The sequence below is a fragment of the Helicobacter bilis genome, from assembly GCF_900198365.1.
Classification (GTDB): Bacteria; Campylobacterota; Campylobacteria; order Campylobacterales; family Helicobacteraceae; genus Helicobacter_A; species Helicobacter_A bilis_B.
Map to the genome: position 1 here is coordinate 593 of NZ_FZMS01000007.1, position 14,832 is coordinate 15,424.

12 protein-coding genes are annotated in these 14,832 nt (G+C 36.3%); 8 read left to right on the plus strand and 4 right to left on the minus strand.

Annotated features, from left to right (window positions below; all coding sequences use genetic code 11):
• Positions 1-274: hypothetical protein (locus tag C6H08_RS01100; protein ID WP_158656784.1), on the minus strand; the 274-nt coding region annotated here is incomplete at its 3' end.
• Between the two features lie 18 nt (positions 275-292).
• Positions 293-1,981, minus strand: coding sequence for a 2-isopropylmalate synthase (locus C6H08_RS01105; protein WP_034564026.1), 1,689 nt, complete (start codon positions 1,979-1,981; stop codon positions 293-295).
• A 549-nt stretch (positions 1,982-2,530) separates the two neighbouring features.
• Here C6H08_RS01105 and hisS point away from each other — a divergent pair.
• Together hisS and C6H08_RS01115 are read left to right on the plus strand one after the other, a co-directional pair.
• On the plus strand, positions 2,531-3,859 hold the full coding sequence (gene hisS, locus C6H08_RS01110) for a histidine--tRNA ligase (RefSeq protein WP_034579696.1): 1,329 nt from the start codon (positions 2,531-2,533) through the stop codon (positions 3,857-3,859).
• 340 nt (positions 3,860-4,199) lie between these two features.
• Positions 4,200-5,135, plus strand: a complete 936-nt coding sequence (locus tag C6H08_RS01115) for a D-2-hydroxyacid dehydrogenase (RefSeq protein ID WP_034579699.1) — start codon at positions 4,200-4,202, stop codon at positions 5,133-5,135.
• 364 nt (positions 5,136-5,499) lie between these two features.
• Here C6H08_RS01115 and C6H08_RS01120 read toward each other — a convergent pair whose 3' ends face one another.
• Complete coding sequence (locus C6H08_RS01120) at positions 5,500-6,570, minus strand: LptF/LptG family permease (protein WP_034579701.1); 1,071 nt, start codon at positions 6,568-6,570, stop codon at positions 5,500-5,502.
• Positions 6,571-6,966: 396 nt separating this feature from the next.
• Here C6H08_RS01120 and ychF point away from each other — a divergent pair, with 396 nt between their 5' ends.
• A complete protein-coding gene (gene ychF, locus C6H08_RS01125) occupies positions 6,967-8,067 on the plus strand; it encodes a redox-regulated ATPase YchF (protein WP_034579704.1) in 1,101 nt (366 codons plus the stop codon).
• A gap of 37 nt (positions 8,068-8,104) precedes the next feature.
• Positions 8,105-9,151 carry a WlaTC/HtrL family glycosyltransferase gene (locus tag C6H08_RS01130; RefSeq protein WP_104686071.1) on the plus strand — a complete coding sequence of 349 codons (1,047 nt, stop codon included), beginning with the start codon at positions 8,105-8,107 and terminating at the stop codon, positions 9,149-9,151.
• Positions 9,152-9,277: 126 nt separating this feature from the next.
• Here C6H08_RS01130 and C6H08_RS01135 read toward each other — a convergent pair whose 3' ends face one another.
• Positions 9,278-9,913, minus strand: a complete 636-nt coding sequence (locus C6H08_RS01135) for a hypothetical protein (RefSeq protein WP_034563006.1) — start codon at positions 9,911-9,913, stop codon at positions 9,278-9,280.
• A 269-nt stretch (positions 9,914-10,182) separates the two neighbouring features.
• On the opposite strand from C6H08_RS01135, the gene C6H08_RS01140 reads away from it, so the two are divergent.
• From C6H08_RS01140 to C6H08_RS01155, 4 genes are all read left to right on the plus strand, one after another.
• The gene (locus C6H08_RS01140) at positions 10,183-11,526 is read left to right on the plus strand and encodes an MFS transporter (RefSeq protein WP_034563008.1); all 1,344 of its coding nucleotides are present in this window, start codon (positions 10,183-10,185) and stop codon (positions 11,524-11,526) included.
• Positions 11,526-12,062 carry a LolA-like outer membrane lipoprotein chaperone gene (gene lolA / locus C6H08_RS01145; protein WP_034580289.1) on the plus strand — a complete coding sequence of 179 codons (537 nt, stop codon included), beginning with the start codon at positions 11,526-11,528 and terminating at the stop codon, positions 12,060-12,062. The genes C6H08_RS01140 and lolA overlap by 1 nt, the downstream gene beginning before the upstream one ends.
• Before the next feature lie 166 nt (positions 12,063-12,228).
• Positions 12,229-13,167, plus strand: a complete 939-nt coding sequence (locus tag C6H08_RS01150) for a UDP-glucuronic acid decarboxylase family protein (protein ID WP_034580291.1) — start codon at positions 12,229-12,231, stop codon at positions 13,165-13,167.
• Between the two features lie 403 nt (positions 13,168-13,570).
• Entirely contained in the window at positions 13,571-14,590 is a 1,020-nt protein-coding gene (locus tag C6H08_RS01155; protein WP_034580293.1) for a YeiH family protein, read from the plus strand.
• The last annotated feature ends 242 nt before the right edge of the window (positions 14,591-14,832 follow it).

A 14,832-nucleotide genomic window follows, 5' to 3' on the forward strand; every position in this document is an offset into this window, starting at 1 on the left:
TTTTTTGGGTAGGATTTGGGTGCAAGTTTAGGGCGTTGGACTTTATGTCAGCTTGGCGGTTTGTTGCATTCCCTAAAGAGCCTCCGCTGTTTGCTCTCTCACTACTTTTAATATTATTAATAATTTTATTTATCTGTGTTGTTGGTAATCCTGTTGATATAATGTTATCATTTTCTTTTGTGGCAACAATGTAAAAAAAAATATCATGTGTCTCTTTGTGTTGATAAGCTTTTATATATTCCTTTTTTAACTCGCCATCTCGTATAGCCTCCAAAATATTTAGAAAACTTTTTTAGAATCTAGTTATACCTTTCGCATACGCACGATTTAACGCACTGGCTAACGCATACACTGAAGCTTTGATAATATCATTATCAATCCCAGCACCAAAGTATTTCTTGCCATTAGATTCAATCTGCACATAGGCAATAGCCTTTGCATTTGAGCCATTTTTCAAAGCGTGCTCGCTGTAATCTAGTATATCAAAGCTTAGATTTAAATGCTCTCTTAACGCATTTGCCACGCTATCAAGTCGCCCATTCCCTTTAGAATCTATGCTCTTTTTTTGCGGTTTTATTAGCTCTATATGCGTTTTACACTCATCTTCGTGCGTATCAAAGCTAAACTCGCCTATCTCTAAAAACTCCGCAACATTTACAAAATCCCTTTCAAAAATCGCACATATCTCACTAGGGCTAAGCTCTTTATGTGCTTTGTCCGAAATATCCTTAATATAGTAGGAAAACTCCTCTCTAAAAGGCGGCGGTAAGTTCGCCCCGTAATGCTCGTGCAAAATGTAGGCAATGCCGCCCTTGCCACTCTGTGAGTTTATGCGTATCACATCGCTTTCATACACTCGCCCCACATCTTGTGGATCAAGCGGGAGATAAGGCACACTCCAAGTGCTAAGATTTTTCTCTTTATGATACGCCATACCCTTAGCAATAGCATCTTGATGAGAGCCAGAAAAGGCAGCAAAGACAAGCTTTCCGGCATAAGGCTGCCGCTCATAGACTTGCATTTTGGTTACAGATTCATACACATCGCAAATATGCGGGAGATTGCTAAAATCAAGTTTGGGATCTACTCCGTGTGTGGTGAGATTTAACGCTAGGGTGATAATATCCACATTCCCTGTGCGTTCGCCATTGCCAAAAAGTGTGCCTTCAATCCTATCCGCCCCTGCTAAGATTCCAAGCTCCGCACTCGCTACCGCACAACCCCTATCATTATGCGGGTGCAAGGATATAAGCACATTCTCCCTATGCAAAAGATTCTTACTCATAAATTCCACTTGTTGCGCGTAAATATGAGGCAAACTCATCTCAACGGTAGCAGGGAGATTCAAAATAAACTTTTTATCCTGTGTAGGCTTAAAAATATCAATCACAGCATTACTCACTTCAAGTGCGTAGTCAATCTCTGTGCCGCTAAAACTTTCTGGCGAGTATTCAAAGAAAAAGTTGCCCTCTGTCTCTTGTGCGATTTGCTTCACGCACAACGCCCCATCAATAGCGATCTTTTTCACATCTTCTTTTGACTTTCTAAAGACTTGCTCCCTTTGGGCGTAAGAAGTTGAGTTATAAAAGTGCACCACCGCATTAGGACAGCCCTCTAAGGCTTCAAAAGTGCGTTTGATGATATGCGTTCTGGCTTGAGTAAGCACCTGCAAACGCACATCTTTTGGAATGAGATTCTGCTCTATGAGTGTGCGTAAAAAGCGGTATTCGGTTTCACTTGCTGCTGGGAATCCAACCTCAATATCTTTAAAGCCAATTTGCAGCAGGAGTTTAAAGAATATGATTTTTTCTTCTAAATTCATAGGGGTGATTAGGGCTTGATTCCCATCGCGTAAATCCACGCTACACCATAAGGGAGCGGATTGTATATACTCTTTTTTGCTCCATTCTAAATACGATTTAGAATCTTTATTAGAATTTGGCGGCATAAAATAGCCTCGTTTGTATTTTGTATGATTCATAAAAACTCCTTGTAAAAATTACTGCAAAAGCTTAAAAAGCCCTTTGATTGTAGCAATAAAAATCACAAAAATGATAAAAATTTTCTACAAAATCAGCAAAAGTTGCAAAGAATAGAAAATTTGGAATCTATGATATGCTCTCATATTTATTATCCCTTATTGTCTGCCTATCTTTGAAGAAACTAAGTCTTGTCATAATGGTTTGATTGCCATATTATCGATGATGATTGTAGGTAGTATAAATGTAGGTTTCTAAATATCTTAGTTATGCTAATGTAAGTGTAAAGTGAGATATTTACCATAAGGTGAATCTATTTGGAAATTTCGCTGTGTCTAGAATAACAACTTTTTGAAACTAAATTTTATTAATTTGTATTTCACATTTTGTATGCATGCAGAGTAATATACTCATTATTGTTTCTATATCATCAGTTATTGAGAAATACACTTTTTATTGCTACAATGATAAGTTTATATATTTTTATGGTTAAAGCTATTGTAAGCATTTTGAGTGAAAATAAACTAATAATTTTGCAAAATGGAGAATCAATGAGTAATACGCTAATACAGCCACGAACACTAAGTGGTTTCAAGGATAGACTGCCACAAGAGGCCTATGCAAAAGCAAGTATTGTGGAAAAAGTGAGTGAAGTGTTTTTAAGCTATGGTTTTATGCCTATTGAGACACCGCATTTAGAGTATGCTGATATTTTAGTAAAGCAAGGAAGCGAAGAGATACAAAAAGAGTTATATCGATTTAGAGACCATGGCGATAGAGATGTAGCCTTGCGATTTGATCAAACCGTGCCATTAGCGCGTTTTATCACGCAGCACAGACATGAATTAATCATGCCTTTTAAACGCTATGTGATAGGCAATGTATTCCGTGGGGAACGCGCACAAAAGGGGCGATATAGGGAATTTACACAATGTGATTTTGACTTTATTGGTAGTGATTCGCTAAGTTGTGATGCAGAGATTTTGCAGGTTATTTATAGCTCGCTTAATGCACTTGGTTTGCAGGAATTTACCATTTGGATTAATCACAGAGATATTTTGAATGGAATCTTTGCGTATTTTGGATTGCATGATAATGTTGAATCTGGCTTGCGTATCATAGATAAACTTGATAAGATTGGACTTGATGAAGTGCAAAAAGAATTGCAAAAAGAGTTAAATATTACAGCAGAAAAAGCACAAGAGATTTGCAGACTTGTTATGATTAAGCAGACTTCACATTATAGTGATTTCTTTAAAGAGATTGCCTATCTTAAAGACTACAATGAAACATTGCGTAAAGGATTGCAAGCTTTAGAATCTATGTTTAGCATTCTTGATGATTTGGAGCTTGATATATCAAGTTGTCGTATCAACTTTTCTATTGCTAGAGGGCTTGGCTATTATACAGGCATTGTGTATGAAACAACGCTAAATAGGCTAAAAAGTATTGGGAGTGTTTGTAGTGGCGGTCGCTACGATAATTTGACACAAAGTTTTAGCAAAGAGCGATTAAGTGGCGTTGGTGCGAGTATTGGTCTTGATAGGCTTATTGCGGCACTAATGGAGCTTGAGCTTTTAGAACTGCGTGGGACTATGGTGAGAGTGCTACTAATTGTAACGAATGAGGCGTATTTTGCCTTCGCACATAAGATCGCAGAGGCTTTAAGACATAGCAATGTAAAAGCTGAAGTCTATCCAGATGCAGTAAAGATTAAGAAGTCTCTCGGCTATGCAAACGCAAAAGGGCATGAATTCAGCATAATTATCGGTGATGAAGAGTTTCAAACAAAAACGCTTTCTGTCAAAAATATGACTTCAGGCATACAGATTGAGAAAGTAAGCTTTTTGCACGCGTTGCAAGTTGTAAGAAATTCTTAAATCGCATTAATGTATAGAAACCAATTGTCATATTGAGTGCGTAAGCACGAAATATCTTTTTAGATTCTATGTTAGATATTTCGCCTAAAGGCTCAATCATGACAATTTGTTATAGAATCTAAGAGATATGCTAGAAATAATTCCTTTGTGATTCACTATAAATGTGTTACGAAGAGATAATTTTGACATAACTTTTATGTGGTTTTACACTATAGTTTTATGTAAAAAATGTTAGAATTGTAATTCCTTGTTCATTTTAGTCTTTTGCAGATTGATACAATTATATCGAAAAACATTGTGTGAAGACTTTTTGGGATACAAATCTATAGAAAGGAAGAATATGCAGCTTGTTTTACTTGATAAAATGACACTTGGTAATTTTGATGAGACACTTTTCGCACAATTTGGCGAATTTAAATCATATCAAACTACAGATTCTACACAGGTTTTAGAACGCACAAAGGACGCAGATATTATCATCACAAATAAAGTTGTGCTAGATTCTAAGATTTTGTCTTCTTTACCAAAGTTAAAGCTTATCTGCGTGAGTGCGACAGGCACAAATAACATTGACATGGAGTATGCGAAAGCACACAATATAGCGGTAAAAAATGTAGCGGGTTACTCCACACATTCAGTCGCACAGCATACACTTATGTTGGCATTAAGTCTGCTTGGTCGTTTGCCTTATTATTCACAATATGTGCAACAAGGGCAGTGGTGCAAGAGTGAGATTTTCTGCCATCTTGCTTATGATTTACAAGATCTTTATGGTAAGCAGTGGGGTATTGTAGGTTATGGTAGTATTGGTAAGCAGGTATGCCACCTCGCAAAAGCCTTTGGAGCGGAAGTTAGCTATCATTCCACAAGCGGAAATAATACGCAAAATGACATACCACATAAAAGCCTAGATGAGATTCTAAAAACAAGTGATATTATATCCATTCACGCTCCGCTAAATAGCACAACACAGAATCTAATCGCAAAAGAGCAGCTACAAATGCTAAAAAAGGGAGCAGTTCTACTTAATCTTGGTCGTGGTGGCATTGTCAATGAAAAGGATCTAGCACAAGCCTTGCAAACACAAGACTTTCTGTTTGGCACAGATGTGTTAGAAAAAGAGCCAATGATAGCTAATCACCCCCTACTTGATTCTAAAATCGCACATAAAGTTATCATCACGCCGCATATCGCATGGGCGTATAAAGACACAAAAGATAGATTACTACAAATGGTGGCAGAAAATATTAAGCAGTTTTTGAATGCGAATGGGTAGTGTTTGTCTGGTTTAGCTTTGAATAGAAATTAAATGTAAATTATTTTACACGCTTTGCAACTAGAGATGCTAATATGTAGGTTTTTATCTTATATTGAATTAAATATAAAACACATAAGATAATTTTCTAAAAATATTTAATCTTGATGATATATCCATAATATTCTACAGTTTCAACATATTCAATAACTCAACTTCTAAGCTTTTAACCTTTGGTTTTATTTTTTTATAGAATCTGTTTTATGTTTTTTCAATTTATGCTTATTTCATGAAAGCTAGAATCTTTGTAATACAAAGCTAAAATGTCTTATATTTCCATAAAATCAAAGAAACTATAAATAAATTCTATAAACTATATCCCCATCTATATCTCATCCAACTTGCGGTAATAAACAATGCTAACAACCAATAATATTCCAAGTGGCACAAGCATACTGAATTCTGGTATAAAAATAGCATTAGCGTTTAATTTACCAAGTGAGAAAAACACACCCCATACCATCAAAGATAGCACGCTAAGGCTCACTCCAAGCATGGCAAGATTTCCATATCGTGCAAGTGGCGGGGCATAATATGCAATGATAACACAAAGCATACTGATAAAAAATGGCGTAACAGCAAGGGTATAAAGCACACCTCTTGTGCGTGCTGTATCTGCTCCTTCTTGCATGAGAATCTGTAATGAATAAAATGCGTCAGTAATAGATATTGCGGGTTTGTTTTTGTAAAATGTATCAAGCACTTTTGGTTTAAAGCCCTTTAGTGTAGTTGTGGAATCATGCCCTGTGGTTATCATGCCTTTATCGCCTAAGTCATAGCTAGTGGGTAATATTGAAACCCGCGGGTTTAAAAGCTCCCACTCATCATTATGAAAATAGCCCTCTTTTGCACGAGTTATACTTACAAGCTTCCTAGAATCTTTGTATTCTGTGTGATAGATTTGTATATTTTCAGCCTTTTGTAAGAGCGGATATACTTTCTCAAAAAACACATAATCAGTGTTATAGCGGATAAATAAATCTTTAGAAACATCAGCATTATTACTGCTACTCACGATATTATCTGCCCTTTCTTGCGCATATACAAAATCAGTCGCATTTAAGCCGATATAACCACACACGACAAGATTAATAATAAGAAAAGAGGGATAAAAAATCTTCCTGCGTGAGTATCCAAGTGATAGCAAAGCTACATACTGATTGCTTTTAATAAGGCTAATGTAGAATACAATAAGTCCAAGCAAAAGGGCTAAAGGCAAAACATAATTAAACGCATACATCGCATCAAATGCAAGAAACCATATCGCATTATTAGCAGATTGGGCTAGGGCATCAAAATATTGCAGACTATCCACACAGATAAAGAAAAACTCTAGTCCGCATAAAATCACAAGCGTGGGCTTTAGATACCTTAGGGCAACAAACCAAAAAAACATATATTTCCTTGCTATTTTATTATAGATTATTTGTAAGCAAATATTGTAGCTTGTAATTTATAGTTTTTGGTATTTTGTTGTATGTTAAATGCTTTTAAGAGTTGTGCTTAAATAAGATTCTAAAAAGGTCAATATGAATATATTACCATGTGCTTTTGCGTGTAAGATATGGCTTTGTTTAGGGTGGATTGTATGGAATTTTATAAAATAAATAGGTATATCTTAAAAAATTGTCGTGATGGATTTTAGATTAAATGTTGTGAAGTCCATTTTATCATTTAGGCAGATTGAGGCGCAACATAAATCATGTTAAGTTATTAAAAATACACAAAAATGTATGTTTTATGGTAGAATCTAGCCCTTTATTTTTTAGCAAAAACACAAAAAGGTAAATTAATGGGACTTTCAATAGGTATTGTTGGGCTTCCAAATGTCGGTAAATCAACGACTTTTAACGCACTCACAAAGGCGCAAAATGCGGAGGCGGCAAACTATCCATTCTGCACGATTGAGCCAAATAAGGCGGTTGTGCCTGTGCCAGATTCTAGGCTAGATGAGTTAGCAAAGATAGTAAATCCCCAAAAGATTCAGCATTCAGTCGTGGAGTTTGTGGATATTGCGGGGCTTGTGCGAGGGGCGAGTAAGGGTGAAGGGCTAGGCAATCAGTTTTTAGCAAACATTAAAGAAGCGGATATGATTTTGCATATTGTGCGATGCTTTGAAGATTCTAACATTACACACGTGGAAGGGCGGATTGATCCTATTAGCGATATTGAGATTATTGAGCTAGAACTGCTTTTTGCCGATATGGCAAGCCTTACTAAACGCATTGAAAAGCTACAGAAAGAGAGTAAGGCACAAAAGGGGGCAAACGCACAACTCTCCATTGCACAAGAGCTTTTAGCACATTTAGAATCTAATAAGCCAGTCAAAACCTTTGCTAAAAAAGAGAGTGAAGAGTTTGTAACGCTTAATCGTGAGCTACGATTTCTCACAAATAAGGAAGTGATGTATGGGGCAAATGTGAGTGAAGATGGGCTAGAATCTGATAATCTTTATGTGGAAAAAGTGCGTGAATATGCCACACAAAATGGGGGCATTGCTATTAAGCTTTGTGCGAAGATTGAAGAAGAGATGGTAGGAATGGAAGATAGTGAAAGAGCGGAGTTTTTGGCAAGTCTTGGGGCAAGTGAGAGTGGGCTAGAGCAGATTATTAGAGAGGGGTTTTCGCGGCTTGGGCTTATTAGCTACTTTACTGCGGGGGTGAAAGAAGTCCGTGCTTGGACGATTAGGCGTGGGGATTTAGCACCAAAGGCGGCTAGTGTGATACATAAGGATTTTGAAAAGGGCTTTATCCGCGCGGAATGTATAAGTTATGATGATTTTATCAAATATGGCGGAGAAGCAAAGGCAAAAGAGGCTGGGGCTATGCGGATTGAAGGTAAGGACTATATCGTGCAAGATGGGGATATTATGCACTTTAGGTTTAATGTGTAGATAATAACAGATATTTTAGAAAGGGTGAGAAATAGAAATGAATAAAATTATTGAAATAACTCATCAAGTTAATCCCCCCCCCCCCACAATCATCACTGCTTTTTACAAGCTTGATTTAGCCACACAAAGCACAAAGTCTTATAAAGCAAAACGCACGACACAAACCTACCTTGAATACTTTAGCTTTTTATCAAAACTGCAAAATAACTTCATCATTTACACAAATGAAGATATAGATTTAGAAATTTATGCAATGCGTTCTTTATGCGGATTAGAATCTAAAACAATAATCATTCATAAAGACTTAGAATCTTTTGATACAAATGCCCTAGATTCTATCCGCAAAGTTTTTAAAGATTATAATCAAGCCGCAGATAGATTTGACCCTGAGCACCCGCCTCACACAAGCACGGAATATAACTATCTTATGTATTGTAAATCCTTTTTTGTATGCGATGCACTACATAATCCACTCACAAAGCCCTATTTAAACGAGCAGATTCTATGGCTTGATTTTGGTTACAACTTTAATGGCGCTATGTTTGTGGATTCTAATGAGTTTGATTTTACTCTCACTCCACAAGCCCCACTCATAGATTCTAAGCTCAATCTATTCTGTTTGGGGTGTAAAGATAATAGGGCATTGCCACATATTTTGCTAAAAGGGAGTGAAAATTTTCTTATTGGCGGCTGTTTGTATGGCTCAAAAGAGGCGTGGAAAAGTTTTAATGAATGTATGCAAAAGGCACTGCAAGCCTTTGTGTCCTTTAATATTATGGACGATGACCAAAAGCTTTATATTTGGTGTGTGCGAAATTTCCCCGATATTTTTAACATTCTTTATATTGATGATTGGTTTAATGCGCTCTTTTATTTTATGGAAGAATCTAAGCGAAAAAGCGTTTCAGTTACAAAAGATTCTATATTGAGAGATAGTCTTTTAACCTTTGAGCAATATCAAAATCAATGTCAAAATATGGAAAACACAGAATCTAGCCAAAAAATAGCAAAAAAGCGGAATATTGGCAGGAAAATCATAGATAAGATTAAAAATAAAATAAAGAAAATATCAAGCAATAAGTAGTAGTAAAATGATTTAAATCCATGCTTGTAGTTTCTCTGTATTTTAAACAATGGCAAACAGCCCTTGAGAAAATCTTATGGAATCTAAACCCATCAAAATAAGATTCAATAAAATTCTATGTAATACTTAACGCCTTGTCCATGAGTTATTCTCGCCATAGAAATGTAAAATAACAATTGTTTTATTCACGACAAAAGCTTCTAGGGAGTTTGTGCTATGGAGTGATTCATCTTGCTTTTGCACGATCTCTACAGAATCTAGCATAGCTTTTGGTGATGAGGCATCATTATTTAGTCTCTTTGCATAGGAAAGTGAGCTAAAGGCATATAGCCCGATTTCATCAACGCCATTTTGCTCGCTAAAGTCTTTCTTTTTTGCTAAGATTGTACGCATAAGAGAATCTTTTAGCCCTCTATCCATGTTGCGTGCAAAGATATTAGAATCTAAAAGCTTATAAAATGCACGATCAATTGAGCTATTATGAAAAATATAAACTTTCACACCGGTTTGACTACGCGATCCGCCAACTCTGCCTACATTCATATTCGCACTTTTACTCGCAATAGCCTCTTGCATATAGAAATCGCAACCATCACAAGCATACTGCAAAGCACCAAGCTCAAAACCACTCAATCGCTCATCAATAGCTTGTTGTTGAAGATCACTAGCGTTTGCCGTGCTTGGCTCCGCGGTGCAACTAGAAAAAATAATACAAGCAAGAAACGATATAAAAGATAATAAACAAAACCTATAAACACCCATTACAATCCCTTTATTTTCAAGTAATTATAACATGTTTAATAAGCATTTATGATACCTTATTCACCGTACATAAGATTCCATATTCGGTCTAAAGTTATATTTTACATTGAGAAATTAAAATGCTGTATGTTTTTTGCTACAATATTGGTTTTTATTTATTTTCATTTATTTATTCTAAGTTAGGTTTATTATTTAGTCAATATTGTTGTAAAAGATTCTATGTTTAGAATCTAGGTTTTAAAAATAAGAATGAGCTATAAGGCGTTTTAATGTTTATAAAGATTCTACCATTTTTAAGTATTTTGATATTTCGTTTTATTGGGCTTTTTATCGTATTGCCTGTTATTTCCTTGCTTATTGCTACAATGCCTCATGCAAATATTTGGAGTGTCGGCATGGCGATTGGTGCGCCCTATCTTTTACAGATGATTTGTCAGCCTTTTTTTGGTCGCTGGAGTGATATTTATGGTCGCAAACCTATCCTTATATTAGGGCTTGTTATATTTCTTATTGGCACGATTATTTGCATGTTTGAAAGCTCGATTTATTATCTCATACTTGGGCGATGTGTGCAAGGTATGGGGGCTATTGGCGGGATACTCACGGCTTTAGTTGCAGATTCTGTAAAGGAAGAGAAACGCACAAGTGCTATGGCATTAATGGGCGTTGGAATCTTTGTAAGCTTTGTTATAGCTATGATATTAGGCTCGATACTTGGCGCACATTATGGGCTAAACTCACTTTTTGCCTTAAGTGCAGTAGTTACTATAATTTCGCTTATTATCACTTTTGTATTTGTAAAGCCAACACCAAAAATCGCTTATGTATATCCAAATCATGATGAAAGTAAAGATTCAGAATCCACGATTAAAAGAAGTATTTTTGCGGTGGGTTTAAGTGGCTTTATAGAAAAATTACTTATGGTTTTAACCTTTGCATTAGTGCCTATTATCTTAAACGAGCATATAGATAAAACGCATTTTTGGTATGTTTATGTCCCCGCTATGTTTGCTGGTATTATAGCCCTTGGTCCAACTTCAGTGATAAGTGAGAAAAAGGGCAAATCAAAAGAAGTATTACTTGTAAGCATTGCAATCTTTTTTATCGCATATTTTTGCATGGCATTATGGATTGATAGAATCATTATTTTTGCCATTGGACTTGCATGCTTTTTTGCAGCATTTTCCATGCAAGAAGCCTTACTGCAAAGCATGATAAGCAAGTATGCAAAGGCAAAAAATCGCGGCGGTGTTATAGGCGATTTTAGTGCGGCTGGGTTTGGTGGGAGCTTTGTGGGGGCTATGATAGGTGGCTTTTTTAGTCAATACGAAGCGATTGTTGCATGGCATTGGGTGCTTTTTGGCACACTTATGGCGAGTATGATTCTATGGATTTTTATCGTGATTATGCTTGTTAAAAACCCTGAAACTCACAAAACACTCTACATTCCAATGGATACAATAGGACTAAAAGATTTAGAATCTTTAAATTCGCTTGTAGGCATTAGGGAATGGTATGAGAATTTGCAAGAAAACTTGCTTACTATCAAATATGACACAAAGATTCTAGAATCTAAGCAGATTTATACTTTATTACAATGTAAGGGAGAATGATGAAAAAACTTTGTATGATATTACTTCTATTTAGTGCATTTGTATTTGGGCAAAATCGACAAGAAGCATGGCGTAATGTAAAAAGTATTGAAGCAGATTTTACACAAGAGATTAAGGGTGAAAAGGGTGCGATGCCTGTCGTGTATAAAGGCAAACTCTATGCAGCAGACAATAAGGTAAAATGGCTGTATGTAGCACCCCTTGCAAAAGAAGTGTATTTAGAAAAGACACAAGCCTATATCTACGAACCAGCACTCAAACAAGTAACGATTGGGAATCTCAAAGAAAATGTGGATTTCATACAGATTCTAAAGAGAGTGCAAAAGATAGGAAAAGATAGCTATAAAACACAAATTGGCGATATTGCTTACTATGTGATTATCAAAGATTCTAAGCCTTATGAGCTAAAATATACTGATAGCATCGATAATGTTATCACTATACGCTTTGAAAATGTGAAGATGAATGCAAAGATTGATGGCAGCGTGTTTATATTTCAGCCACCAGACGATGTGGAATATATTGATGCAAGTTAAGTGTAATAAAGCTCGTTTTAAGTATCATATTTTTATACACAAAACAACATAAAAAGATTCTATAAAGGTTTAGAATCTTTGTAGCTTTGAGTGAGCATAAATCTTGTTATCTTTTTTAATCCATGTAAGTTTTATGCTAAAATCCACATTTTATAAAGGAATACAAATGCTAAACAAAAAGATTCTAGTAACCGGCGGTGCGGGATTTTTAGGCTCACATTTATGCGAAAGACTGCTTGAACGCGGTGATGAAGTGCTGTGTGTGGATAATCTATTTACTGGCACAAAGCAAAATATTCTGCACCTTTTATCAAACCCTAGATTTGAGTTTATGCGACACGATGTAACTTTCCCGCTGTATGTGGAGGTTGATGAGATTTATAACCTCGCTTGTCCAGCAAGCCCTGTGCATTATCAGTTTGACCCTGTGCAAACGACGAAAACTTCTGTAATGGGTGCGATCAATATGCTAGGGCTTGCTAAACGCGTGAAAGCAAAGATTCTACAAGCTTCTACAAGCGAAGTTTATGGCGATCCTGAAATCCATCCGCAAGTAGAATCTTATAAAGGCTCTGTCAATCCCATCGGCATAAGGGCGTGTTATGATGAGGGCAAAAGGTGTGCGGAAACGCTATTTTTTGACTATCAAAGGCAGCATAATCTAAACATTAAAGTAATGCGGATTTTTAATACTTATGGTCCTAGAATGCACCCAAATGATGGGCGAGTGGTGAGTAATTTTATCATTCAAGCGTTGTGTGGGGAGGACATTACCATCTATGGTGATGGGAGTCAAACGCGGAGCTTTTGCTATGTAGATGATTTGATTAGCGGAATGATTGCTCTTATGGATAGTAGAGATGGATTCTATGGACCGGTAAATATCGGCAATCCGCACGAATTTAGTATGCTAGAGCTCGCACAAAATGTGCTTGAGCTCACAAGCTCTAAATCAAAGCTTGTATTTCTACCCCTGCCACAAGATGACCCAAAGCAACGCCAACCAGATATAACCCTAGCCAAAAAAGAGCTAAACTTTAGCCCAAAAGTGCAACTAAGAGAGGGACTAGAAAAGACGATTGCGTATTTTAAAACTTTGCTTTAGTGGATTTAAAATGCTTGTATTTAGATTTGCCAATCTATAGTGTTATATATGAAATATTAGAGTAGATTCCACCAATTTTAGAAAGTCATTACTTTGCTAAATGAATTAAGCCTCTCAATATATAGATTTTAAAGATTTCATAGCATTTGCCTGAAGTGTGTTCCATGACACAAAATGTGAATAATCTCAACTAAACAGATTATAGATATAGCTGTTTTTGTTTCGTTTGGAAGTTGAAAATATATATTTTGTAACCTTTTGTAAAATTATTTTATAAAAATGTTTCGTATTTTACCTTTGGTTATGCTAGTCTTATACAATACGCTTGCAACGACTTATCACTCTCTTATATTACAGTAGATTCGATTGTGATAAGCCCGTATTCTAGGTTGAAAGGAACTTTATGCAAGTAAATATTGCAAAAAACTATATTTTAGGCGTCGTGGCAGTAGCCTTGCTTGCTTTCTTAAGCATTGCTATTGTTAGAATCCCCTCCATTGCCGCCCTTTCTCTTTCACCACTTATTATTGGAATCTTGCTTGGAGTTTTACTCTCATTTGTTTATCACAAAAAACAAGATTTTATTGGGCTTGGCGTAACTTTTAGTGCAAAAAAGATACTTCGCTTTGGAATTATCCTGTATGGCTTTAATGTCTCAATAGCAGAAATTGGGGAAGTGGGCTTTATCGGTATTGCGGCGTGCGTGTTTGTCGTGGTTTGTATCATGGGGCTTGGTGTGTGGATTGGCATGAAGTGGCTGAAGCTTGATAGAGATATTGCGATTTTAGTTAGTGGTGGTAGTGCGATTTGTGGGGCAGCGGCAATCCTTGCTTTAGAATCTTCTTTGAAATCAGAAGCCTATAAGGGCGTTATTGCTGTTGGCACTGTGGTAATCTTTGGTTTAATCGCGATGTTTGCCTATCCCATTTTGTATGCGAGTGGCATTATCCCATTCACACACACGCAAGAGGGGCTATACATCGGCTTAACCCTACATGAAGTCGCAAATATCGTTGGTGCTGGTGGGGCTATCAGTGATGAATGTGCGAATTTTGCCCTTATCACAAAAATGATACGCGTAATATTGCTTATACCCCTGCTTTTAATTGTCCCTATGCTATGCAGTAAAACTCAAGATGGTGGTGGTAAGAAGCTGCATATCCCATGGTTTGCGTTTGGATTTTTGGGTGTGGTTATCCTGCATTCTTATGTGGATTTTTCGGATAATATTGTTATGGCGTGTAAATTTGTATCGGCATTTTGTCTTACTATGGCTATGAGTGCTTTAGGCTTACAAATTGATTTTAAGAAGTTTAAATCCGCTGGTGGTGGGGCATTCATGCTTGCTTTTATACTATTTATTCTGCTTTGTATTGGCGGCTTTTTTCTTGTGTATGGGCTAACAAAACTTGGGTATTTTTAGATTATATAGGGTTTGTAGTCGGATTCTGTGTTGTATTTAGTTATTTTATTTTCTACTCAAATGTTTGTTGTTAGAAGGTTGTTGTAAAAACAAAGTTTATTTTACGGCCCCTTGTATATTTGGACAAATATGTCGTGCTACATAGCAAGATTCTTACTCTCACAATTCTTTGACAGATCGTGTAGAATATACTGTTAGCCACGATACAACTAGTTTTCTACCAATATCGCAATACTACAATC